This window comes from Micromonospora sp. DH13 (genome assembly GCF_020873825.1).
GTDB lineage: Bacteria > Actinomycetota > Actinomycetes > Mycobacteriales > Micromonosporaceae > Micromonospora > Micromonospora haikouensis.
On record NZ_JAHWGR010000017.1, the window covers coordinates 25,524 to 48,139 of the forward strand.

At 74.0% G+C, this 22,616-nt stretch carries 15 protein-coding genes; 14 read left to right on the forward strand and 1 reads right to left on the reverse strand.

All coding sequences use genetic code 11. The features are described from left to right. Positions 1-75: 75 nt before the first annotated feature. The 4 genes from LPA42_RS17955 (at position 76) to LPA42_RS17970 (ending at position 4,951) form a co-directional block, all read left to right on the forward strand. On the forward strand, positions 76-1,353 hold the full coding sequence (locus LPA42_RS17955) for a cellulose binding domain-containing protein (protein ID WP_305076022.1): 1,278 nt from the start codon (positions 76-78) through the stop codon (positions 1,351-1,353). An 80-nt stretch (positions 1,354-1,433) separates the two neighbouring features. Further along, a complete protein-coding gene (locus tag LPA42_RS17960) occupies positions 1,434-2,549 on the forward strand; it encodes a ricin-type beta-trefoil lectin domain protein (RefSeq protein WP_077936947.1) in 1,116 nt (371 codons plus the stop codon). A gap of 202 nt (positions 2,550-2,751) precedes the next feature. Next, complete coding sequence (locus tag LPA42_RS17965) at positions 2,752-3,114, forward strand: CATRA system-associated protein (protein WP_144082587.1); 363 nt, start codon at positions 2,752-2,754, stop codon at positions 3,112-3,114. Continuing rightward, positions 3,092-4,951, forward strand: coding sequence for a CATRA conflict system CASPASE/TPR repeat-associated protein (locus tag LPA42_RS17970; protein WP_144082588.1), 1,860 nt, complete (start codon positions 3,092-3,094; stop codon positions 4,949-4,951). Before LPA42_RS17965 ends, LPA42_RS17970 begins: the two co-directional genes overlap by 23 nt. 74 nt (positions 4,952-5,025) lie before the next feature. Here LPA42_RS17970 and LPA42_RS17975 read toward each other — a convergent pair whose 3' ends face one another. Continuing rightward, complete coding sequence (locus LPA42_RS17975; RefSeq protein WP_077936949.1) at positions 5,026-6,336, reverse strand: macro domain-containing protein; 1,311 nt, start codon at positions 6,334-6,336, stop codon at positions 5,026-5,028. A gap of 135 nt (positions 6,337-6,471) precedes the next feature. Between LPA42_RS17975 and LPA42_RS17980 the strand changes: the two genes are divergently transcribed. The 10 genes from LPA42_RS17980 to LPA42_RS34495 all read left to right on the forward strand — a co-directional run bounded on the left by LPA42_RS17980 (position 6,472) and on the right by LPA42_RS34495 (position 22,521). Then, a complete protein-coding gene (locus LPA42_RS17980) occupies positions 6,472-6,870 on the forward strand; it encodes a CATRA system-associated protein (RefSeq protein WP_043962650.1) in 399 nt (132 codons plus the stop codon). Continuing rightward, the gene (locus tag LPA42_RS17985) at positions 6,848-8,521 is read left to right on the forward strand and encodes a CATRA conflict system CASPASE/TPR repeat-associated protein (RefSeq protein ID WP_077936950.1); all 1,674 of its coding nucleotides are present in this window, start codon (positions 6,848-6,850) and stop codon (positions 8,519-8,521) included. Before LPA42_RS17980 ends, LPA42_RS17985 begins: the two co-directional genes overlap by 23 nt. Further along, the gene (gene grpE / locus LPA42_RS17990) at positions 8,518-9,204 is read left to right on the forward strand and encodes a nucleotide exchange factor GrpE (protein WP_077936951.1); all 687 of its coding nucleotides are present in this window, start codon (positions 8,518-8,520) and stop codon (positions 9,202-9,204) included. Before LPA42_RS17985 ends, grpE begins: the two co-directional genes overlap by 4 nt. Positions 9,205-9,255: 51 nt before the next feature. Then, a complete protein-coding gene (locus LPA42_RS17995; RefSeq protein ID WP_077936952.1) occupies positions 9,256-10,929 on the forward strand; it encodes an Hsp70 family protein in 1,674 nt (557 codons plus the stop codon). Between the two features lie 4 nt (positions 10,930-10,933). After that, a complete protein-coding gene (locus LPA42_RS18000; RefSeq protein WP_077936953.1) occupies positions 10,934-13,630 on the forward strand; it encodes a hypothetical protein in 2,697 nt (898 codons plus the stop codon). Positions 13,631-13,634: 4 nt separating this feature from the next. After that, positions 13,635-14,855: a zinc ribbon domain-containing protein gene (locus LPA42_RS18005; RefSeq protein ID WP_077936977.1), complete on the forward strand. Its 1,221-nt coding sequence runs from the start codon at positions 13,635-13,637 to the stop codon at positions 14,853-14,855. After that, a complete protein-coding gene (locus LPA42_RS18010; RefSeq protein ID WP_077936954.1) occupies positions 14,852-17,296 on the forward strand; it encodes a GTPase-associated protein 1-related protein in 2,445 nt (814 codons plus the stop codon). The genes LPA42_RS18005 and LPA42_RS18010 overlap by 4 nt, the downstream gene beginning before the upstream one ends. Positions 17,297-17,299: 3 nt before the next feature. Then, positions 17,300-18,928: a hypothetical protein gene (locus LPA42_RS18015; protein WP_077936955.1), complete on the forward strand. Its 1,629-nt coding sequence runs from the start codon at positions 17,300-17,302 to the stop codon at positions 18,926-18,928. Positions 18,929-18,994: 66 nt separating this feature from the next. Continuing rightward, on the forward strand, positions 18,995-19,147 hold the full coding sequence (locus LPA42_RS18020) for a hypothetical protein (RefSeq protein ID WP_158229397.1): 153 nt from the start codon (positions 18,995-18,997) through the stop codon (positions 19,145-19,147). Further along, the gene (locus tag LPA42_RS34495; protein ID WP_077936956.1) at positions 19,144-22,521 is read left to right on the forward strand and encodes a CHAT domain-containing protein; all 3,378 of its coding nucleotides are present in this window, start codon (positions 19,144-19,146) and stop codon (positions 22,519-22,521) included. The genes LPA42_RS18020 and LPA42_RS34495 overlap by 4 nt, the downstream gene beginning before the upstream one ends. Positions 22,522-22,616: the final 95 nt, after the last annotated feature.

A 22,616-nucleotide genomic window follows, 5' to 3' on the forward strand; every position in this document is an offset into this window, starting at 1 on the left:
TGATCGAAGGAGGAGCCGGTGAAGCTGCCGACAGACCCGCCCTCGCCGCAGGGACGCGGGGCCCGTGCGCGCTCCCTGCCCCGGTCGGGCATCGTCACCTGGCTCGCGGTCGGGCTCGCGGCGGTCCTCGGCCTGACGATGGCGATGACCACACCGCCCGCGGCGGCCGCCGACAACCCGTACCAGCGGGGCCCGGACCCGACCCTGGCCAGCGTGGCCGCCAGCCGGGGCCCGTTCGCCACGACGCAGGCGACCGTGCCGCCGGGCAACGGCTTCAACGGCGGGTACGTCTACTACCCGACCGACACCAGCCTGGGCACCTGGGGTGCGGTGGCGATCGTCCCCGGCTATTCCGCGCTGTTCGCCAACGAGGAAGCCTGGATGGGGCCCTGGCTGGCGTCCTTCGGGTTCGTGGTGCTTGGCATCGAGACCAACAGCCGCACCGACGGGGCCGACGCCCGCGCCACCCAGCTGCTCGCGGGGCTGGACTATCTCACCCGGTCCAGCCCGGTTCGGGACCGCGTCGACCCCAACCGGCTGAGCGTCATGGGCCACTCCGCGGGCGGGGCCGGCACCCTCCTCGCCGCGCTGCGCCGGCCGTCGCTGAAGACCGCCGTCGGCCTTGCGCCCGGCGCGCCCGGCAACAGCCTGAACATGTCCACCACCCAGGTGCCCACCATGCTCATCTCGGGGCAGAACGACGGCACGGTCACGCCGTCGTACGTGCAGGGCATCTACAACACGCTGCCGGCTTCGGTGGAGCACGCCTGGGCGGAGCTGGCCGGCAACGACCACCTCTCCTTCACCCGGCCGAACCCCACCGAGATGCGGATCCTGATCCCCTGGCTCAAGATCTTCCTGGACAACGACACGCGGTACACCCAGTTCCTCTGCCCGCTGGCGGACAGCACCGGCGTCTCGCGCTACAACTCCACCTGCCCGCTGGTGCCGCCGGGCCTGCCGACGTCGCCGCCCACCACCCCGCCGACGACCACCCCGCCGCCCACGGGCCCGCCGACGAGCCCCCCGCCGCCGACGACCACCCCGCCGCCCTCGGGGGCAGCCTGCACGGCGACCTACCGCACCGTCGGCTCGTGGTCCGGCGGCTTCCAGGGTGAGGTCATCGTGACCGCCGGCAGCGCCGCCATCAGCGGCTGGACCGTCCGCCTGGACCTCGGCGGCGGCCAGAGCATCAGCCAGGTCTGGAACGGCACCCTGAGCACCAGCGGCTCGACCGCGACCGTGCGCAACGTCGCCTACAACGGGTCGCTCGCCGCCGCCGGCTCGACGACCTTCGGCTTCCTCGGCTCCGGCACGCCACCCGCGCCGACGCCGACCTGCACCAGCCCGTGACGCCGACCTGCACCGGTGCGTGACGGCGACGTGCACCAGCCCGTGACCGACGACAGAGATTGATCCAGGGAGAGGAATCCATGCGAACGAGGGCAAGGTGGCTCGCGGCGCTCGCCGCGTTCGGGGTGGCGGTCGCCGGGGTGCTGGCGGCGCCGGCCGGCCCGGCCAGCGCGGAGTCCAACGGCGGGGTGCGCGTGATGCCGCTGGGCGACTCCATCACCGAGGGCACCCAGGTGCCGGGCGGCTACCGCATCGGCCTCTGGCAGCGCCTCGCCGCCGGCCGCTACACGGTCGACTTCGTCGGGTCGCAGTTCAACGGGCCGGCGAGCCTGGGTGACCACGACCACCAGGGGCACCCCGGCTGGCGCATCGACCAGATCGACGCGAACATCGTCGGCTGGCTGAACACCCAGCGGCCGAAGAGCGTCCTGCTGCACATCGGCACCAACGACATCCTGCAGAACTACAACGTGAGCACCGCGCCGAACCGGCTCTCCAGCCTGATCGACAAGATCACCAACACGGTGCCCACGGCCGAGGTGTTCGTCGCGCAGATCATCACGCTGTCCAACAGCAACCAGGCGGCGGCCGCGCGCACCTTCAACGCGGCGATCCCCGGCATCGTGCAGAGCAAGGTGAACGCCGGCAAGCGGGTGCGCCTGGTCGACATGCAGAGCGCCCTCACCACCGCCGACCTGATCGACGGTATCCACCCCACCGCCGGCGGCTACGACAAGATGGCCGCCCGCTGGTATTCCGCGTTGCAGTCGGTGCCGGGCAGCATCGGTGACCCGGGCACCGGCACCGGCCAGGGCACCGCGCTCGTGGGCACCCTGTCCGGGCGGTGCGTCGACGTCCCCGGCTCCACCACCACCAACGGCACCCAGGTGCAGCTGTGGGACTGCCACGGCGGCGCCAACCAGCAGTGGACGTACACCTCCGGCAAGGCGCTGACGGTCTACGGCAACAAGTGCCTCGACGCCGCCGGATACGGCACCTCGCCGGGCACCCTGGTCACGATCTACGACTGCCACGGCGGGGCCAACCAGCAGTGGAACGTCAACTCCAACGGCACCATCACCGGCGTGCAGTCCGGCCTCTGCCTGGACCCGTACAACGTGGGCACGGCCAACGGCACGAAGCTCGTGCTGTGGACCTGCACCGGCCAGACCAACCAGCAGTGGAGCCGCCGATAGCGTGACGGGGCGGGCGGCCTTCGGGGAAGGGCCGCCCGCCCGGCGGGCCGGACGACGTCGGTCGGCCCTGTGCCCGCTGAACCGCTCCCGTGAGTCCGTCGAGCGCCGATCCAACGGCATTTCCTCCGGGCCGATCGATTCGATTTCCCGACCCGGACTGCCCTTCTTGGACTGAGCGGGACGGAACTAGGATCGGGCTGTGATGGATGGCCCAGAGCGGGAGGCGTCCGCCGCGCGCCTCGACCCACGAATGATCAGAGATTTGATCTCGATGCTGCGGGAAGCGCAGGGTTGGCGGCTCACCGACGGGAAATGGCAGGAAGTGGGCCGCCTGGTCGAGGACGTGGAGAAGGCCCTCGCTGGCGGGGACGACGCCGCTCTGCGTCGGGTGATCGACACTCTGGAAGTGGCCGGGGAAGTGCGCATCACGCGGATAGGCGCGTCGACGCCGCAACCCGTCCCGCCGCGGTTACGTGATCGACTCAATCGTCTCGTGCACCAGTTGTCGCCGTCGTCCGGCGGCCGCGCCGGAGGGGCCGCTGGTGACCGACCATCCCGTTGTTGAGCAACACATCGTCGTGCACCGCTTCCTCCCGACCGACGGCCCGCAGGCCGAGGCCGCCGGCGAGGAGTTGCGCGAGCTGTGGGCCGCCTGCCGACGCTCCTTCGGGATGACCGGCCCGATCCACGGCACCAACCTGCCGGCCCACTTGCCCGAGGTGCTGGCCGCCGGGCGGGGCGTGCCCGAGGAGGCCGCTCTCGCCGCGCAGGAACGGCCCGACAGCGGATATCAGGCGATCCTGCGGCGTTGCCACGACGTGCTCGACCTGTCGGTGGCGCTGGCGCCGCGGGTGGTCGACGCCGATGGCAGGGTCGTCGTCGATCCGGCGGCGGGTGAGCCGGCGCTCTGGTGGGCCGACCTGGACCGGCGCTGGCAACTGGCAACCGCGGGCCGGTCCGGGGCGGCGCTGGGTGAAGCGGTGCTCTGCGTGGCGGTCGTCGCGGGCTCCGTCCCGGTGGACGGGGCCGGCATCGAGCGGCTCGGCCGCCAGTTGGCGCGGTTCCTACCCCCCGAGCAGGAGGACGACGGATGGCCGTCGAGCGGTGTGCCGGTCGACGACGGGCTGGTGGTCTGGGAGACGACACCGAGGCAGGACGGGCGCGTCCGGCGGCGCTTCCTGATCGTCGGGGAAGAGCGGGCCCAGGGCGCGCTCAGCGCCTGGCTCTGGTCGGACGGCGGGGTGTGGCTCCCGCCGCTGGCCCGCTATCTGTTGCACGCGGCCAAGATCCACTATCAGCTCCGGGTGTGGCGGCGGGACCGTGACCCGCATGGCCAGGCGGACGGGGCGACCGCCGCAGCCGGCGAGCTGCGGCGGGTGCTGGGCGCCCCGGAGACCGCGGGCGGCGCGGCGTCGGTCGGCCCGCTGGCCGGCTCCGAGCTGGCGGCGGTCCGGTCCGAGGAGTTGGCGGCGGTGTTGACCAGCACCGCGCTCCGGCAGATGCGCCGGACGGTGGAGGTGGCGACGGCGAACATGACCAGCGTGCCCGGGCTCGGCGCAGAACGGGCCGACGGGCACGGCCCGTTCGCCGACGATCTCGCGCTGGCGGGGTGGTTCGCGGAGCAGCTCGCCGACGACGACGCCTACCTGACCGTGGACGCCGAGCGGGCGCGCCGGGTCGGCGAGATCGGCCTCGGGCTGCAGGCCGGAGCCGGGCCGCCGACGGCACCGGTCGTCGCGGCCTCCGTCTCCCCGGCCGCGGCAACCGGGGCGGCGGGCAGCGGCGCGCTCGGTCGGCACGCCGACGCCGGCCGGGAGGCCGGCCCCGCGACGAGGGGCGGCCCCGCCACCCACCCCGAGGTGGCCCGCCGCGTCTTCGTCGTGCACGGCCGCGACCACCAGGTCCGCGACCGGATGTTCGACTTTCTCCGCGCGCTGGACCTGCGTCCGATGGAGTGGGAGCCGCTGGTCACCGCGACCGGCAGCACCGCACCCTACCTGCGGGACGTGGTGGGCTGGGGGGTCACCCACGCGCAGGCGGCCGTCGTGTTGCTGACCCCCGAGGACCAGGTGAGCCTTCATCCGGATCTGAGACTGCCCGCCGACACCAGCGCCGAGGCCCAGCCCGGCCTGCAGGCCCGCCCCAACGTGCTGCTGGAACTGGGCATGGCGTTGGCGACCTATCCGGATCGGACCCTGGTGATCCAGGTGGGGGAGACCCGGCCGGTGGCCGACCTCGGGGGGCTCAACTTCATTCGGCTCACCGACAGCCCCGACTGCCAGCGCAAGATCGCCTCCAGGCTGCGGCAGGCGGGCTGCGCGGTGGACGACACGGGATCGGACTGGCTGGCCCCCGGGCGCTTCGCCGGGCTGGAGGCGTACAACCGGCACGCCCGGTCGTGACCCGGGCCGCCCGGAACGGTGCGGCCGGGCGGGCGCGCGACGACGCCCGGCCGGCGTCCCGGCCCGGCACGGGCTCACAGTTGGCGGAGGAAGGCCGCCACGTCGAGGATGTCGACCTGGCTGACGTCGGCCGGCCGGAGCACGATCCGCAACTCCGGGCAGAACAACCGTTGCCGGGACCGGTCGACGTAGGACCGAAGAATGATCTTGATTAGTTCCTCCCGGCCGACCGGAGGGAGCCGGGCCAGACCCGAGCCGATCAGTGGCATGGCGAGAACGCCGAGCTGCCCGTGCCGCTCGGCGGCGTCCCACACCCGGTCCAGGCTGACCCGCAGCTCCGCGACGCTGGACTCGGCGACGAGGTCGTTGCCCATCCGGCTGTACGCGACGCCGAAGATCCGTCGGCGGGGCTGACGGAGCACGGCCACCGTCCCGACGGGATAGCGGATCAGCTTCCCCCGGCGTTTGGCCGCCCGGGTCTCCGTGGCCACCTTCGGCGCGTCGGCGAGCGCCCGCCGAAGCTCCCGATCCAGCCAGGCGCGGTCGCCACCGTATTCGCGTCGCAGCAACTGCCCCTGCACGCTGTCGCTGTTGATCACGATGTCGCCGGTGGTCGAGGTGTCGAAGGTGTCGCTGAACCCGACCACGAGATGCGCGTCCTCCTGCCCGAACAGGTCGCCGGTCAGGATCCGTACGGTGGTGCGCGGCGAGGTGAAGACCCGTTGGACGACGTTGCGGGGCAGCGCCTGAGCCTCGCGCCGGATGCGGTCCATCAGCTCGGCGAGCGCGGCGTCGTCGGGCCGCTCGGCCAGGAGGCCCTGCCCGAACTCGAACGCCCGGTCCCACATCCCGACGTCGCGGTAGGCGTGCAGCAGGGCGCGTTCGGCGGCCTCCCTGGCCTCCCTGAGCTGCTCGATCGTCCGCCGCGCGAAGGGGAAGCTCTCCGCGTCGAAGAGCGGGCGTCCGGACCAGAGCGCGAGCGCGTCGGTGAGGGTGTCGATCGCGGTCGCCGGGTCGGCGTGGTGCGAGCCGTGGACGAGCCGGCGGAACCGGAAGACGTCGACCTGGTCCGGGTCGATGACCAGGCGGTAGGCCGACGTCCGGCCACGCTCCGTGCGCAGGATCTCGGACCGTTCGCCGGGGCGGAGCGGGTCGAGGAGCTTCCGTAGTTCGAGGATCCGTTTCTGGACGAAAATCTTGCCCGGTCTGTCGACCGGCCCGCTCCGGGACGCCCAGACATCGCGAAACAACTCGTTGACCGTCAACGGCTCGCCGGCCGCCAGCAACAGCCGGATCAATACGGTCGCGGTGGTGGGTGGAAGCGGCGTGGCGACGCCGTCGAGTTCGATGGTCGTGCGCCCGAACAGTCGCACCCGAACTGCCATCCGCGCCCTCCCCGGCCATTTTCGACAGGCCACCACGGTAGAGAACACGTTCACCGGAAGCAAACCGGAAGCGGTCGGTAAGCCGACATTCAGCAGTCCGGGACTTGTTGCGGAAGCGATGCCGCTGATCAGCTGATGTTGCTGATGAAAGGCTGTTTTGGCGGGTCGGAAAGGTGCGTGGTGGTGGCGGGTCGAGAGGTCGACGAGGAGCACATTCTATGCGAACTCCAGGGGGTGCTGACCGATCTGCTGGAGCAATTCCTGCCAATGGCCAGTTGGCAGCGGATCGAGTTGCTGGTAATCGCTGCCGATCGGGCGTTGTCCTGCGGCGATCTGATCGAACTCGCTCGGCAGTCCGCCCTCATCGAAGCGTCGTTTGCCGTGCGGGCCACCCCGTTGGGCACCCAGCCGAGCCAGCCCGCACCGTACCAGCTGCGCGAACGGGTCGCCATCCTCATCCACCGGGCGGACCAGTGGCGCGGCCGGGGGAATGACGACGGGGGGCGGGTGGATGCGCGCCGCACCGCTGACTGATCGCGAACTGGTGGCGCACGTCTTCGTTCCGCTCACCGGGCCGCACCACCCGCACGGTCACGCCCATCTCGCCCAGGTGTGGCGGCGCTGCCGGGAGTTGCTGGCCATCGTGGAGCCCACCCCGCTCGGCCTGCCGACCGACCTGCCGGGCGATGTCGACGGCCTGCCTCCGCGGGACGGCCCGGTCGCGGCGGCCCGGCGCAGCGGCGGGGGAGTCCATGAGATGTTCGCCTACCGCCGGCACGACATGCTCTGCCTGTCGGTCGTGCTGGCCCCCGGGCAGGCGACGAGCTGGCCGGCGCTGGAGGCCGACTGGGCGCGCGCCCGGGGCGGGGAGCACCCGGCGGTGCTGGGCGAGGTGCGGCTCCGCCTGGCCCGACACCGGCGCTCCCGGTGGGGTTCCGCAAGCGCGACCGCCCAGGCGTACGCGTCGCTGCGCGCCGAACTGGACGGACCCGACCGGCCCGGGCCGGCGCAGGGCGCGTCAGGCCGGCGGCTGCCGCCCAGGGCCGACCGGCCGTCGCCGGGGGTGGCCGTGACGTCCGGCGGGTTCGTGGTCTGGGAGGCGTCGGGGCTGCCGGACGACCGCCGGCTGCGTCGGCTCGTGGTCGTCGCGCCGAAAGGCACCGAGGAGCAGCTCAGCGAATGGGTCTGGAGCAGCGGCCGGGCCGAACCGGCGACGCTGACCCGGTACCTGCTGTACGCGGCGATGGCCCGCTACGAGCTGCGGGTCTGGTCCGCCGGGCAGACCCGGTCGCTGCCCCACCAGGTCGACGCCCGGCTGGCCCGGCTGCTGCCGCTGCTGGACGAGGCCGCCGAGGAGGACCAGCCCGACCCGGCGCAGTGGGACCGGTACGCCCGCCGGCTCGGCCAGCTGGTCGCGGACGAGGCCGGACTGCTGGACGCGGTCGCCGAGCTGAGCGGCCTGCGTCGCACGGTGCAGATCGCCACCACCAACATGGCCACGCTCGTGCCGTCACCGGCCGGCGCACACCGGGACGGCCCGTTCGCCGACGACCACGCGCTGACCACCTGGTTCGACCAGCAGCTCGACGACGACCTCACCTACCTGCGGGCGACGCTGGCGCGCACCACCAGCGTCGGCGTGCTGCTCGACCGCTCCGTGCGGCGTTGGGAGGCCGCCCGGCGGGAGCGCTACACCCTGGCGCAGACCGCACTCGTCGGCGCGGTCCTCATGGTGCTGACCGCGATCCAGGCCCTGCGCTACCAGGTGCCGCTGCCGACCCGGGTCCAACCGGCGGTGGTCATCGGCCTCGGCGCGGTCGCCTTCTATCTGCCTTTGGCCGTCATCCGACTGGCCTCGGCGCGCCGGGGCGGCACCACGCTCGTCGAGCACCTGGCCCTGGCCGCGCTGGTCGCCACCGTCCTGTGGGCCGGGCTGGCCTGGCTCGCCAACGTTGTCCCGACGGGCTGGGCATGGGCCGCCCTGCTGGTGCCCGGCGCATTCCTGACGACCTGGCTCGCCCTGGCGACCCGCCGGGCCTACCGACGCCGACGGGCCGAACCCGGCCCCGCGGGACCCGCCGGCGGGGATCGGCGTCGCGCGTCGGTCCACGACGGTGTGATCGACGACCCGCCGCCCGCCCCGCCCGGCCACCCGAGACCTCCGAGACGGATGTGGAGACCATGACGCAAGCCCCGTACGACAGCAGCGACCCGGCGGACGGTGGGCCGGACGCCCGGCCGACCGCCGACGGCGACGAGGAGACCCGGTCGGTGCAGGAGGAACTGCCCGGCGGGGAGCCGGCCGAGGCCACCGCCGACCGGTTGTGGGAGATCAGCGCGGCGCTCGCCGCGATCCAGCACGAGCTCGCCAGACAGAACGAACGGGCGGCGGCCCGGGAGCGGGTCATCGACCGGCTGCACGAGGAGAACCTGCGGCTACGGTCCGGCGAGTACCGGTCGGTGACCCGGCCGCTCGTCGCCGACCTGCAGAGCCTCCGCAACGACCTGCTGCGGCAGGCGGCCACCCTGAGCGACCCCGTGACGGTGCCGACCGTGGCGGAGCTGCTCGGCAGCTTCGCCTACAGCATCGAGCTGACCCTGGAACGCGCCGGCGTCCAGGTGCTGCGCGCGACGGCCGGGACCCCCTTCGAACCGGGATCCCACCGGGTGGCCCGGGTGGTCTGCACGGACGACCCGGCACAGGACGGCACGGTGGCCGAGCCGCTCGCCGACGGCTACCGGGACGTCGTCTCCGACCGGGTGCTCCTGCCCGCCTCGGTCGTCGTGTGCCGCCGGTCCGCCACCCCGACGCCGGTGCGCATCCCGACGCCGCCGGCCCCGGGCGGCCCGGCGGACCCGGCGCACTGACGTCGACCAGCGACCCACCCGCACGAGGCTTCGAGGACAAAGGGGACAGAGATGACTGAGCAGCTCACCTACTTCGGCATCGACCTGGGCACCACCTACTCGGCGATCTCCTACATCGACGAGACGGGCCGCCCGACCGTGATCCGGGACCTCATCAGCGAGAGCGACACCATGCCCTCGGTGGTCTACTTCGAGAGCGCCGACAACGTGATGGTCGGGGCGAACGCGCGCAACATGGCCCGGGTCGACCCCGCGCACGTCGTCGAACGGGTCAAGCGTCAGATGGGCCGGGAACGGCAGTGGGAGTTCTTCGGCGAGACGCACACCCCAGAGTCGATCTCCGCGTTGATCCTGCGCCGGCTCACCGAGTACGCCCAGGAGTACACCCAGCGCGAGGTGCGGCAGGTGGTGATCACCGTGCCGGCGTACTTCGGGATGCTGGAACGCGACGCCACCCGCAACGCCGGGGTCCTGGCCGGGCTGGACGTCCTCGGCATCGTGCCGGAACCGGTGGCCGCCGCGTTGCAGTACGACCTGATGGACGGGGCCGCCGAGCGGACCGTGCTCGTCTACGACCTGGGCGGCGGCACCTTCGACACCACGGTGATCCGGGTCGGCGCGGACGCCGTGGAAGTGATCTGCACCGACGGCGACCAGGAGCTCGGCGGCGCAGACTGGGACGACCGCCTGGCCCAGCACCTGCTCCAGGAGTTCGTCGCCGCGGCCGCGCCGGCCGAGGAACCGGCCGAGGACGCCCAGTTCATGCAGGACCTCTACCTCACCGCCGAGCAGGTCAAGCGGCAGCTCTCCCAGGCCACCTCGCGCACCGTCCCGCTGCGCTTCGCCGGCGCCTCCGCGATGATCACCATCACCCGGCAGACCTTCGAGGAGATCACCCGGGACCTGCTGGACAACACCATCGCCATCACCGACCGCACGCTGGACAAGCTCCGCGACAAGCTCGGCGGCGATCCGCGACAGCTCGTCGACGAGGTGCTGCTGGTCGGCGGCTCGACCAAGATGCCCGCCGTGACGGCCCGGCTCGCCGAGGCGTACGGCTGGCGCCCGCAACTGCACGACCCGGACCTGGCGGTGGCCAAGGGCGCGGCCCGCTACGCGCTCAGCCGCGCGGTCTGGCAGGCGGCCGACCCGGCGGCCGAGTCCGCCCCGACCGCCGAGGAGCGGGCCGAGCGGGTCAACGAACTGGCCAACCTGACCGGGCTCAGCGCCGAGTCCATCGCGGCGGTCTCCCACAAGCGGATCACCACCGTGCTGCCCAAGGCGTTCGGGGTGAAGCTGGTCGACACCAACAAGCCCGGCTGGGAGGAGGACACCGAGGCCGCCTCCTACGTCGAGCACCTGGTGCACGCCGACGACCCGCTGCCCTCCGGGCCGCACCCCCTGGTGGCCGGCACCGTGGTGGACAACCAGCAGGAACTGAGGATCGAGGTCTACGAACAGGCCGGCACCGTGGAGAGCGCCGAGTTGTTCGCCAACAAGGCGGTCGACCGTGGCGCGGGCACCATCACCGGGCTGCCGCCGTTGCCGCAGGGCTCCCCGATCGACATCAGCATGACCGTGGACGACAACGGCCTGCTCACCGTGCACGCCGTCGAGTCCACCTCCGGCAAGGACCTGACCATCGCCGTCCGGGTCAGCGTCCTGCCCGAGGAGGAGATCCCCCAGTTGCGGGCGAAGGTGTCGGCGATCTCGGTGAGGTCCTGAGCCGATGGAATTCGACCCGGCCCGGTACGACCGGGAGGTGATCGGCCCGTTGCGCGGGCGTCGGGGCCGGCTGCCCGACGGTGACCTGCGGGTGCGCTACGCCGTCGCGCCCGGCATGGACCGGGCGGCCCTCGAACAGCGGCTGCGGAAGGTGCGCACCTACTGGAACCAGAAGGCCAGCGGGCCGGCCGCGCAGGCGGCGACCGGGGTGTGCAAGCGGCTGCTCGCCGCCGACGAGGAGCTCAAGCGCACCGCCGGCGGCGCGATGCTCGACCCGGCCTGGTGGGAACAGCAGGCGACGGCGTACCGGCAGCGCGCCCAGGGTGCCCTCGACGGGCTGGTCCGTGACCTGCGTGATTCCTACGGCGGCTCGGGCCGGGTCACCCCGGGGCAGCTCGCCGCCATCGTCGCCCACCATCAGGCCACCTTCGACCACGCCCAGCTCGACCAGGCGGTCCGCCAGGCCAAGCTGGTCGTGGTCGAGCCGGTGGAGCTGCCCGCCGACAGCGGGATGGAGCGGACCGCCTACCGCACCCTCACCGAGAACCTGGGCATCGCCGGGGCGTCGACCATCGTGCACCTGCTCCACCCCGACCTGCGGGAACCGTTCCGGCTCTGCGCCGGCTTCGCCGTGCCCGGCCGACCCGAACTGACCCTGACCGCCGAGGTGGTGCGGGCGCGCAGCGCCGCCGAGAACGCCGCCGCCGACTCGCCTGTGGTGCGGGCCCGCAAGGCGGCGCTGGTCGCGCTGCGTACCGCCGCCGACCGTGGCGTCGCGTTGGCCGGCATCGCGCTGTTCCAGGTGGCCGAGCAGGTGCGGCAGGGCCGGGCCGCCGGGCTGGCGGACCGGCTGCTGGTCCGCACCGCCGTCGATCTCGGTCTGACCCCGGAGGACGCCGAGCTGCTGGTGCTGAGCATGCCGGCCACCGTCTCCGCCACGGTCGGCCCGGCCGACCAGGTACGGGAGCTGCTCGGCCAGGGTGAGCTGCGCACCGCCGCGCAGCGGCTGGCCGCCGTACCGGCCGAGCACGCCGACCGGGAGACGCTGCGACGGGAGATCGCCGCCGCCGAGCAGCGGGTCGTCGAACTGCTGGACCAGGTCGACCAGGCGCTGGCCGCCGACCGGGAGGAGGCGGCGGAGCAGCTCCTGCGGCAGGCGCTGGCCGTCGCCACCGACGACGACGCCCTCGCCGCCCGGCTGCGCCGGCTGCGCCCCCCGCCACCGCAGGACCTGCGGGTGCATCCTGGCGCGCCGACGGTGCTGAGCTGGGCGCGGCCGGCCACCGAACGCACCGACCTGCGCTACCGGGTGGTCCGCGGCGACGGGGACCCGCCCGCCACCCCGCAGGCGGGAACGCTGGTCGCCGAGACCACCGAGCCGACGGCGGCGGACCCGGAGCCGCCGGTCGGTGCCCGCTGCGGCTACGCGGTCTTCGCCGCAGGCGAGTCGGGCGCCTGGTCCCGGGCGGTGACCGCCACCGCCCTGCTCACCCCGCCGGTGGGGGAGGTGACGGTGCTGGCGACCCCGCACGAGGTCACCCTCGCCTGGCGTCCGCACCCGGCGACGGTCGCGGTGCGGGTGCGCCGGACCGAGTCCCGACGCCCCGACTCCGCCGACGACGGCGTGCCGCTGCGCGCCGAGCCGACCGGGCTGACCGACACCACGGTCCAGCAGGGACGCGACTACCACTACAGCCTGGTCGCGGTCTACCGGGACCCGGCCGGCCGGCAGGTCGCCTCGGCGATGGTGGTGGTCACCGCCGCGCCGCGGCCCCGGGCCCACCCGGTCGAGTCGCTCACCGTCGAACCGGTCCGGGCGGTGGGGAACCGGGTCCGGGTCCGGCTCTCCTGGCTGCCCCAGCCCGGCGTCCGGGTCCGCATCCGCCGGGCCGACACCCCGCCGCCGTGGCCGGTCGGGGCCACGGTGCACGAGCCGGCGCTCGACGGATACGGCGTCGAGGTCACCGGGGCACCCGCCGACGCCGACGGACGGTGCGTGCTGGAGGCCGACGTGCCCCAGGGCTTCCACGTCTACCTGCCGCTTGCCGTCGGTGGCGAGGGCACGATCGTCGGGCGGCCGGTCACCCAGGGCACGGCCGCGCCGGTGGAGCGGCTGCGTGCACAGCGCGCCGGCGACCAGGTGAGCATCTCCTGGGTGTGGCCGGACACGGTGAGCCTGGCCGAGGTGACCCACGCCCGCGACGGCCGCCCGGACGAGGTGTTCCAGGTCAGCAGGAGCCGCTACCTGCACGAGAAGGGCTGCCGGCTGACCGCCGACGACCGACCCGCCAGGGTCAGCGTGGTCGGCATCGCGGTCGGACCGGCCGGCCGGTCCCGGTCCCCGGCGGTCTGCTGCGACGTGCCGGGCCGCCCCGGCCGCCTCGCGTACACCGTCGAGCGGCTCGCGGGGCTGCGCAACCGGTTCTCCCCGCGCCGGGCGCTCGCGGTCACCGCCGAGCGGGACTGCGCCGTCGCGCACCTGGTGGTGGTGGCGCGGGCCGGACCGGTGCTGCCGGTGCGGCCCGACCAGGGCCGCGAGCTGCTGCGCGTCTCCGACGTGGAGTTCGGGGCCGGGCAGACCCGGCGGTTCGAGTTCGACCTGCCCAGGGAGCTGTCCCGCCCGTACTGGATCAGGTGTTTCGTCGATCCCCCCTCCGGCGCGGTCCTGCGGGACCCGCCGGTCGACCAGTTGAAGGTGTGACGTGATGCGCCGGAAGACCTCCTGCCCCTACTGCTACCACCGGATCCCCGCCAAACGACTCTGGTACCAGTGCAACGGCCGTGGCTCGGTGAACCGCCCCGGCTGCCCGGCCGCCCGGGACGAGGCGCGGGAGACCGGGACCGGGTTCAAGGGGATCGTCCGCCCCTCCTTCCGCCCCGGCTGGCACCGGTTGCGGCCGGTCTTCCCCCGCCAGGCCAGCTGCCCGGGGTGCGGGTCGCCGACCGGCATCCGGGTCTGCCCCCGCTGCCACACCCCGCTCCCGGTCGGCTTCGACCGGTCCCACAGCCCGCTGATCGCCATGATCGGCGCGAAGAACACCGGCAAGACGGTGTACCTGACCGTGCTCGCCAACGAGCTACGCACCACGCTGCGCCGCCGTTTCCACGCCGACGTGCGGTTCACCGGTGACGCCCAGGGCGGCGCCGAGTCCCCGCTGCGCTGGCTGGAGAGGAACGTCAACCGGGTCTACCAGCGGGGGCAGTTGTTCGCGCAGACCGCCTCGGCGGGCAGCGCCGGCCGGCAGGAGGCGTTGGTCTTCGAGTGGCGGCAGGCCGGCCGGCGGACCCTGACCGGGCTGCGCTTCCGCACCACCTACCTTTCCTTCTACGACACCGCCGGTGAGGACCTCAGCAGCCAGGGCCGGTCCCGGGACCTGAGGTACCTCGACGCCGCCGACGCACTGATCGTGCTGCTGGACCCGTTCACCCTGCCGCAGGCGGCAGACCGGATCGCCGCGCCCGACGACGACAAGGAAGGGACGCGGGAATCGGCCAAGACCGTGCTCGGCAACGTGACCGACACGCTGCGGGAGAGCCGGAGCATCCCCGGCGACAAGCCGATCCGACTGCCGGTGGCGGTGGCGTTCGCCAAGATCGACGCGTTCTTCGACGCGCTCGGCAGCGACAACCCGCTCTTCGAGGTGCCCGACGAGTCCACCGCCCACTACGACGAGACCGCCGGCCGGGACACCCACGAACAGGTCCGGGCGCTGCTGCACGAGTTCGGCGGGGACGAGATCGACAGCCACCTGAGCACCAACTACACCAACTTCCGCTACTTCGTGGTCTCGGCGCTGGGCGCACCACCGGACTACGCCAACCAGAAGGTGGACCCGGGCGGGGTGCGCCCCTTCCGGGTGGCCGAGCCGCTGCTGTGGCTGCTGAGCCGCTTCGGCGTGGTCCGTGGTGAAACGAGGCGTCGATGACCCCCGACCGTCCGCCGCCGGAGAGCGGCTTCGAGGCCCTCGTCTACACCGACTGCCGTCCCGGCCAGGGGTTGCAGGGCACCGCCGGACTCCAGTTCCAGGCCCGCTCCGCCGGGGCCGACCAGCAGGACATGGCCCTGGTCGAGGGGAACCTGCTCTACGAGCCCCCGACGAACTGGATGGGGGAACGCCGCCCCGCCGACCGGTACCCGTCGTCCCTGTCCCACGTGCACGACGGCCACCGCTACGCCACGGCGGCCGGGTGCTATCTCGGCCGGGAGGCCAACGGAAACCGGGAGGGCAACCAGCTCACCCACGCCCTGCTCACCACCGACCCGGACGCCTACGGGCCGGTGCGTCCCGCCCAACTGTTCGGCGCCTCCTGCTGGACCCGGCAGCCGGCCCCCACCACGAGCTGCCCGCCGCCCGGCGAGGAATGGGAGCCGGGGCCGCTGGACGTCGCCCGGGTCCGGGACCTAGTCCGCGCCACCCCCGGCGGGCGCGACCTGCTCGCCGACCTGGTCACCGTGCTGAGCCGGCTCGACCGACCCGACGCCGTCCGGGTGCTCTTCGTCTGCCCCGACCCGGCGCTGGTGCTGGGCTGGATCACGGCCGCCACCCTGCTGCTGCCACAGCGGGTGGCGCTGACGATCGGCTTCAAGGTCTTCACCACCAGGCCGATGCACGCCAACCAGCCGGTGCTCGCCGTGCATCCGGAGTGGGAGACCCCCCACCCCGCCGTCGACAACGACCAGGGCTTCGTGGTGGTGGACCTGACCCGCGACATGCGTACCCCGGTCGAGGCGACTCCGACGGCCCGCCGCTGGGCCGAGCTCTTCCTCACCGCGGACCCGTACGACGTGGTCGACGCCGTCGAGGTCGCCGCCGACTCCGGGCTGCCGCCGGAGCAGGCCGCCGCGGTGGCCGCCGTGGCGGTGCTGGGACAACCCCCGACCCCGCAGGAGGCCGAACCGCTGGTCCGCTGGCTGCGCGCCGGCCCGACCCGGCAGGTACGCGACCACGGCGGCCCGGTGCTGGACACCCTCGTCGCCGAGGTGACCCGCTGGCCGGCGGAGACGCTGGCCCTGCTCGACGAGATCGCCCACACCGCCAACCGGGCCGACCCGGGCAGCCCGTTGTGGGCCGCCGACCGGGTCGCCGCCGTCCGGCAGGCCCTGATCGCCGCCGAGCTGCGCCGGGCCGTCGACACCGGGCAGGTGCCCAAGGGGCAGCTCGATCCGCTGCCGCCGCGGGTCTGGACCGGCGCACACCAGCACACGGCGCAGCGACGGCTGACCGAGGAGCTGGGCCGGGCCGAACCGGCGGCCTTCGAGGCGCTGTTGCGCGCCGCCCGCCGCTGCCGCCTCGCGGTGCCGCTGCCGGCCGTACGCCCGGCGGCCCACGCCTTCGCCGTCGACTGGGCCGAGCACCCCGAACACGGGTACGACCCGGGCGACTGGCCGGACGGGGAGGCCCTGGTGGACCTCCGCAACGACGTGTTGCGCGAGCGGGTGCGGCGCGACCCGGACCAGGCCGACGCGATCGCCGACGCCTGGTGGCGGGTGCTGGAGCCCGGGCTGACGGCGATCGACAGCCGGCTGGACGAGGCGGTGGTGGCCGCCGCCGTCCGCCACCTGCCGGCGGCGCAGCGGCACGAACTGGTCGACCACTTCCTCCTCGGCGCGGCGCAGCGGGGGCGGCCGGACACCGTCGAACGGCTGGCCCGGATCCTGTTCCGGCGGGCGACAGCGGACCCGCACGAGCTGGGGCTGCTGGCCCGGAAGGCGCCGCCGGGCACCGTGTTGCCGGCCGAGGCGGTCGCCGGGCTGCGCGAGAGCCTGCTGACCGCCCAACGACTGCCGACCGAGGACCTGGCGCTGGGGCAGCGGCTGCTGCGCCAGGGGCTGTTGCCGCCGGATCCGGAGCTGGTCGAGCTGCTGACGGCCGACCAGGCCGTCGAGGAACTGGCAACCGCCCTGACCCGGGCGCGGAGAGCCGACGGGCGGTTGCGGTCCCGACTGACCGCATTGCCCCGCGCGGTGGTCCGTGCCCACGACGCCGAGCTGCTCTCCGCGTTGCTGGTGAACCGCCACCCGGCCGGGGTGCTGGAGCACCTGACGGCGCTGCCGGAGCTGACCGCGGCCTACGCGCAGCGCCTGCCCGCCCTGGTCCGCCGGCCCGGGGAGCCGTGGCACGTGGCGGTCGCCTTCGCCCTGGCCGCCGACCCCGGTGCGCTGCCCGAGCTGGACCCCGACCTCCGTAGCGAGCTGGCCCGGGGCGTCCGGCGCTGGCTGGGCAGGGCCGAGGAGCGGCCGCTGGCCGCCGCCGAAGAACTCGTGACGGGGCTGCGCCGCCCCCGGCTGACCAGCCGGTGGCAGCAAGTGGTCGCCGACGCCCGCAAACCGGGCCTGCTGTCCCGACTCTGGCAACGGAAAGGGTGACCGATGGGCTACTACTACGACCCCTACGACCCCTTCTACCGCCGTCCGCTCCTCGACGGGGAGACCGTGAAGTGGTTGCTGGTCCTCGCGGCGGTCGGCGTCTACCTCTTCTTCTGCCTCCCCCTGCTCTTCCTCGCGCTGTTCCAGTTCACCGCCGTGGCGGTGCCCGTGCTGATGGCCGGCGGGGCCGGCTGGGCGATCATCCGCACGATCATGTTGCTCGCGGGACGACGCCCGGTGCCGCTCTTCACCCCGGACCGGGAGGCGGCCCGCTCCGCCCGGCGTCGGCAGCGCAGGCCGTACCTCACCGTCGACCCGGCCTGGCCCAGCTACTGGGTCGGCCAGGTGTTCATCGACCAGTGGGAGGCGATCCGCTGGGTCGTGCGGGACCTGCTGCCGTTGATGCGCTTCACCGGGCGACGCCTCGACGTCAGCAACCGCAAGAAGCTGCTGCTGCTCTGGCCCCTCTTCGCGATCTTCGGCGCGATCGGGATCGGGGTCGGCATGGCGCTCGGGGTGGTGCTGGCGGTGGCAGCCAACCTGCTCGCCACCGTGGTGATGCTGCTGCTCGGCGTGGTGACCACCGGGCTGCTGCGGCTCTACGAGCGGCTTCGGCAGCTTCGGCTGCGCGCCGCCGCGAGTTGCCCGGCCTGCTACCACGTCTCCCGGCTGCCGGCCTACCGCTGCCCCGGCGCGCACCCGCAGGGCGGCGACCTGCACCGGGCGCTGCGGCCCGGCCGGCTCGGCCTGCTCCGGCGCACCTGCGCCTGTGGCGCCGCGCTGCCGGTCACCCGGGGGCGGGCCAGCCAGCAACTGACGGCCCTGTGCCAGCTCTGCGGCCATCCGCTGCACCGGGGGGCGGCGGCGGTCACCGACGTCCGGATCCCGGTCTTCGGCGCCACCTCCTCGGGCAAGACCCAACTGTTGACGAGCACCCTGGTCGGGCTCACCGCGCTCTCCGGCACCCGGGACACCGTGGTCGAACTGGCCGACCGCGACAGCGAGCGGACCTACCGGCAGAGCGTCCAGATCGTCGAGGGGACCGCCGCGATGCGCAAGACCCCCGCCGACTGGGCGCCCTTCGCCACCACCCTGCTCCTGCAGCACCGGGGCCGGGACGCGCTGCTGCATCTCTTCGACGCGGCGGGCGAGAACCTGACCGACCCGAACAGGAACGCCGGGTACGGATACCTGGACTTCGCCCGCACGCTGGTCTTCGTCCTCGACCCGTTCGCCATCCCGGAGGTCGGCGAGCAACTGTCCTCCTTCCCGGAGATCGAGCGGCAGGCCAACGCGTCGCGGCACGATGCCGAGGACTCCTACAACGGCACGGTCAACCGGCTGCGCCGCTACGGGGTGGCCACCGAGCAGCAGCGGATCGCGTTCGTGCTCACCAAGGGCGACCTGTTGGCCAAGCTGCCGGTCGGCGCCAGCATCGAACCGGGCTACGACGACCCGGCCGCGGTGCGCCGCTGGCTGGTCGACCGGCAGATGGAGAACCTGCTGCTCACCGCCGAACGCGACTTCGCCGAGGTCCGCTACTTCTGCATCAACGCGAAGGACACCGGCCGGCAGGGAGCACTGGCCCCGATCGGCTGGCTGCTGCGCCGGGAACGGATCGCGCTGACCTGACGGTAACCATCGCGGGCCCGGCCTCTGTCGACCAAGGGCCGGTCCGCACCGACCACAGGAGCTGACATGTCCACCGAACCGATCCCACCCGGCTACCGCAGCGGCCGGGCCGTGCTTATCGTCGTCCAGGTCCTCACCCTGCTCGCCCTGGTGGCGCTCACCGTCTGGCTCGCCGTCGAGGTGGTGCAGTCCGCCGACGCCTCGACGGGCACGCCGTGACCGGCCCGGCTCGGGCCGGGCCCACCCTCCTGGCCGAGGTGGTCGAGCTGTTCCACCGCTACGTCGCCCTGGCCGACGACGACGCCGCCGAGGCCGCAGCGCTCCGCGCGGAGCTGCTCGGACACCGCAGCGCCTGCGCCGCGCTGCCCGCCGGACCCGAGCGGGACATGGCCGCCCTCCACCTCGGGCTCGCCCTGATCGAGGGCGAACCCGAGGCGGCGGACCTGCGCTCGGCGGTGGAGCTGCTGGCCGGCCCGGTGTGGTCCCTGCCGCCGGAACCGGTGGTCGCCCTCGGCGCTGCGCAGCTGGCCTGGGCGCTGGTGCTGACCGGTGCTCCGCCGCAGGGCCCCACGCTGCTGGCTGCGGTCGACCGGGCCGTGACGCTGATGGAGCCGGCTGAACGGTTGTGGTTCGCCGGGGCGCTGGCCCAGCTCTGCGGCGAGCTGCACAGCCAGACGGACCGGCCGGAGCTGCGGGAGGCCGGCATCCGGCTGGCCGAGGCCGGGCTGGCCGAGGCCGCCGTGTCCGATCCACGGGGCGTCCTGGAGCTGCACTTCCGGCGGCTGACTCTCATGCTCTCGGGCCCCGACTGGCAGACGGTGGTGGGGTCCCGGCCGGCCGCGGTCACCGAGGCGTACCAGGCGTGGCGGGCGGCGAAGCCGTCCGATCCGCGCGACTGGCTGGCCGCCGTGCTGGCGCTGGCGGCCCTCCCGTTCTGGTTCCAGCGGCGTCCACTGTTCGCGCCGTCGGTCTGGCGGGAGCTGCACGACCAGGGCCGCCGGGCGAAGGACCTGCCGGCGAACGTCCGGCTCGGCCTGGCCACCGGGCAGCGGTTGCTCGATGCGATGGGCGCCGTCCCGGGCGAGCCTGATCCCTACGCCGGCGCCAACGATCTGGACCGGCTGCTGCGAGCCGGCATCACCGACGAATCCGGCGAACTCGGGCGGGAGCTCTCGGGTCTGGCGGGGGAAGTGCTGCCGGCTCTGGTCCTGCTGGACGCCCACCGGTCCGGTGACCTGGCGGCCCAGCACCGGGCCGAGGCGGCGTTGGTCGACAGCGCCGACCCGGCCATCGGTCGACTGGCCGCCATGATCACGGACCTGCGCCGGGCCGACCGTAGCCCCGAACTGGTACGTCGGCTTCTCGACGACGCCCGGCGGATGGCGGAGCAGAATCCCGCCGACGAGGAGAGCCGGCTGCTGGTCGACATGCTCGAGTCGCTTCTCGGGATCTGGGGCGCGCCGGCCCGCCCCGCACCGGGACTGGGCGGGCCGCCGGCCCGCGGCGCTACCCGGCCGGCCGGAACCGCGCCGGTGGACACCGACGCGGGACCCGCCGCCACCAGCGCGCAGCCGGCCGTGCCGGTGCTCGGCCAGCTGATGGTCCTGTCGGGGGTGATCGGCCGCTGGACGGCCGACCGGGGCGATCCCACGGTGCTGCGGCAGCTGGCCGTCGAGGTGGAGCGGCTGCTCGACGACCCCTCCGCCGGCACGGCGGTGATCGAACCGGCCGTGGAGCTGCTCGCCGAGATAGGACTGGACCTTGCCCGGCTCACCCGGCGTCGCGCCGACGCCGCGGAAGCGGTGCGCCAGAGCGAGCGGGCGCTCGGCGTCGTCGGCGGGCCGTACGCCGCCCGCTGGCCGGCCGTCGTCCGGCGGCTGGCCGAGGCGTTGCGCCTGCGCTCCCGGGGGTTTGACGCGGACCGCCGCCGAGCCCGGGAACTGGGACTGGCCGTGCTGCGCGGGTACGCCTGGCAGACCCTGTTGCAGGCGCGGACCGAGCACGCCGTCACCGCCGCGGCGCGGGCCGCCGCGGAGGCGGTGTACACGGCGGTGCAGTGCGTCCACGACGGCGCCCTCGACGACGCGGTCCGGGCCCTGGACGCCGGGCGGGGCCTGGTGCTCTACGCCAGCACCGCCGCGCGGTCCGTGCCGGCGATGCTGCGGGCGGCCGGCCGGAGCGACCTGGCCCGGCGATGGGAGGAGGCGGACCGGGCGACCGACGCGGCAGCCGCTGTCGTGGGCGCGGGCGCGCCGGACGCGGGGATCGTCCCGGACGACCTGCGGCACCAGGTGCTACGGGTGTTGACCGGCATCGAGCCGGGCCAGCAACCGGCGGGGAGCGAGGTTGTCGCCGGGTCCCACCGGCCGGGCGTCCCGACCGGCGCCGCCGTGGCCCTGCTCGACCCGCCGTCCCTGACGGAGATCCGCGCCGCCCTGCGCGCGCAGCGGCTCGACCTGTTGGCCTATCTCGTCCCCGGCCCGGGCCGGCAGGACGGGCTGCTGGTGCTGGTGCCGGCGGACGGTGCGGTCACGGTGCTGCGCAGCGCGGAACTGGGCAGCGCGGAACTGCGCAGCGGGGCCGGGGAACTGCGGGACTATCTGCGGGCGCTGCGCGAACGCCAGAACGCGCCGGAGGAGCGAAGCGCCGAGGCGGCCGTCCGCTGGCGGGACCACCTGGAGTCGCTCTGCGACTGGGCGTGGCGGGCCGCCATGGACCCGCTGATGCGACACCTGCGCCGGCAGCGGGGCGGACCGGTGCCCCGGATCGGTCTGGTGCCGATGGGCCCGCTCGGGGTGGTGCCCTGGCACGCCGCCCGCCGCTTCGAACGGGGCGTGCCCCGCTACGCGGTGCAGGATCTGGAGATCTCCTACGTCCCGTCGGCCCGCCTGCTGTGCCAGGGCGCGGAGCCGGTCGTCGGTGGTCACCACCGTCGGCTCCCCGATGCCCTGATGATCGGTGATCCGGGTGGGGACCAGGGCGTCGGCGGGGAGGCGAGGGCCGTCCGGGACGCCTTCTACCCGGGCCTGCCGCTGCACGTGGGGCCGGACGCCTCCGTTGCCCGCCTGCGGGACTGGCTGGCCCGACCGGCGGGCGGGCAGCGGCGGCTGCTGCACCTGGGCTGTCACGGCACGGTCGAGGTGGAACAGCCGTGGGAGTCGCGGCTCCAGCTGGCCGGTGGCGAGCACCTCACCGCGGGGCAACTGCTCGATCTGGGCCGGGACCGGGCGGCGCTGGTCGACCTGGTGCTGCTCGCCGCCTGCGAGACCGGCCTCACCGGCGCCGACTACGACGAGGCGTTCAGCCTGGCCACCGCCTTCCTGGTGGCCGGCGCACGGTCGGTGGTCGGCAGCCTCTGGGCCGTCTACGACGACGCCACCTCGCTCGCCATGTTCATGGTCCATCACTTCCTCCGCGACCGGGGGCTGCCCCCGGCCGCCGCGCTGCGGGCCACTCAGCTGTGGATGCTGGACCCTGACCGTCTCGCCCCCAGCACCATGCCCCCGAAGCTGCGCGAGCTGAGCATGCGACCGCGCTGGGCCAAGCCGTTCGCCTGGTCGGGCTTCGTCCACCTGGGCGCGACGTCGGGCTGAGCCGGCAGCACCGGGCCGGTCGGCGCGGGACCGCTCGGCTGTCGGGGTGGGCGACGCCGTCCGGGGGCGGAGGCTCCGGGGCGGCCGGCACGCGG

Excerpts from the sequence above, each read along its gene's own strand:
- LPA42_RS17960 (WP_077936947.1), top strand. The coding sequence starts at position 1,434 with ATGCGAACGAGGGCAAGGTGGCTCGCGGCGCTCGCCGCGTTCGGGGTG.
- LPA42_RS17965 (WP_144082587.1), top strand. The coding sequence starts at position 2,752 with ATGGATGGCCCAGAGCGGGAGGCGTCCGCCGCGCGCCTCGACCCACGA.
- LPA42_RS17975 (WP_077936949.1), bottom strand. The coding sequence starts at position 6,336 with ATGGCAGTTCGGGTGCGACTGTTCGGGCGCACGACCATCGAACTCGAC.
- LPA42_RS17980 (WP_043962650.1), top strand. The coding sequence starts at position 6,472 with ATGTTGCTGATGAAAGGCTGTTTTGGCGGGTCGGAAAGGTGCGTGGTG.
- LPA42_RS17985 (WP_077936950.1), top strand. The coding sequence starts at position 6,848 with ATGCGCGCCGCACCGCTGACTGATCGCGAACTGGTGGCGCACGTCTTC.
- grpE (WP_077936951.1), top strand. The coding sequence starts at position 8,518 with ATGACGCAAGCCCCGTACGACAGCAGCGACCCGGCGGACGGTGGGCCG.
- LPA42_RS17995 (WP_077936952.1), top strand. The coding sequence starts at position 9,256 with ATGACTGAGCAGCTCACCTACTTCGGCATCGACCTGGGCACCACCTAC.
- LPA42_RS18000 (WP_077936953.1), top strand. The coding sequence starts at position 10,934 with ATGGAATTCGACCCGGCCCGGTACGACCGGGAGGTGATCGGCCCGTTG.
- LPA42_RS18005 (WP_077936977.1), top strand. The coding sequence starts at position 13,635 with ATGCGCCGGAAGACCTCCTGCCCCTACTGCTACCACCGGATCCCCGCC.
- LPA42_RS18010 (WP_077936954.1), top strand. The coding sequence starts at position 14,852 with ATGACCCCCGACCGTCCGCCGCCGGAGAGCGGCTTCGAGGCCCTCGTC.
- LPA42_RS18015 (WP_077936955.1), top strand. The coding sequence starts at position 17,300 with ATGGGCTACTACTACGACCCCTACGACCCCTTCTACCGCCGTCCGCTC.
- LPA42_RS18020 (WP_158229397.1), top strand. The coding sequence starts at position 18,995 with ATGTCCACCGAACCGATCCCACCCGGCTACCGCAGCGGCCGGGCCGTG.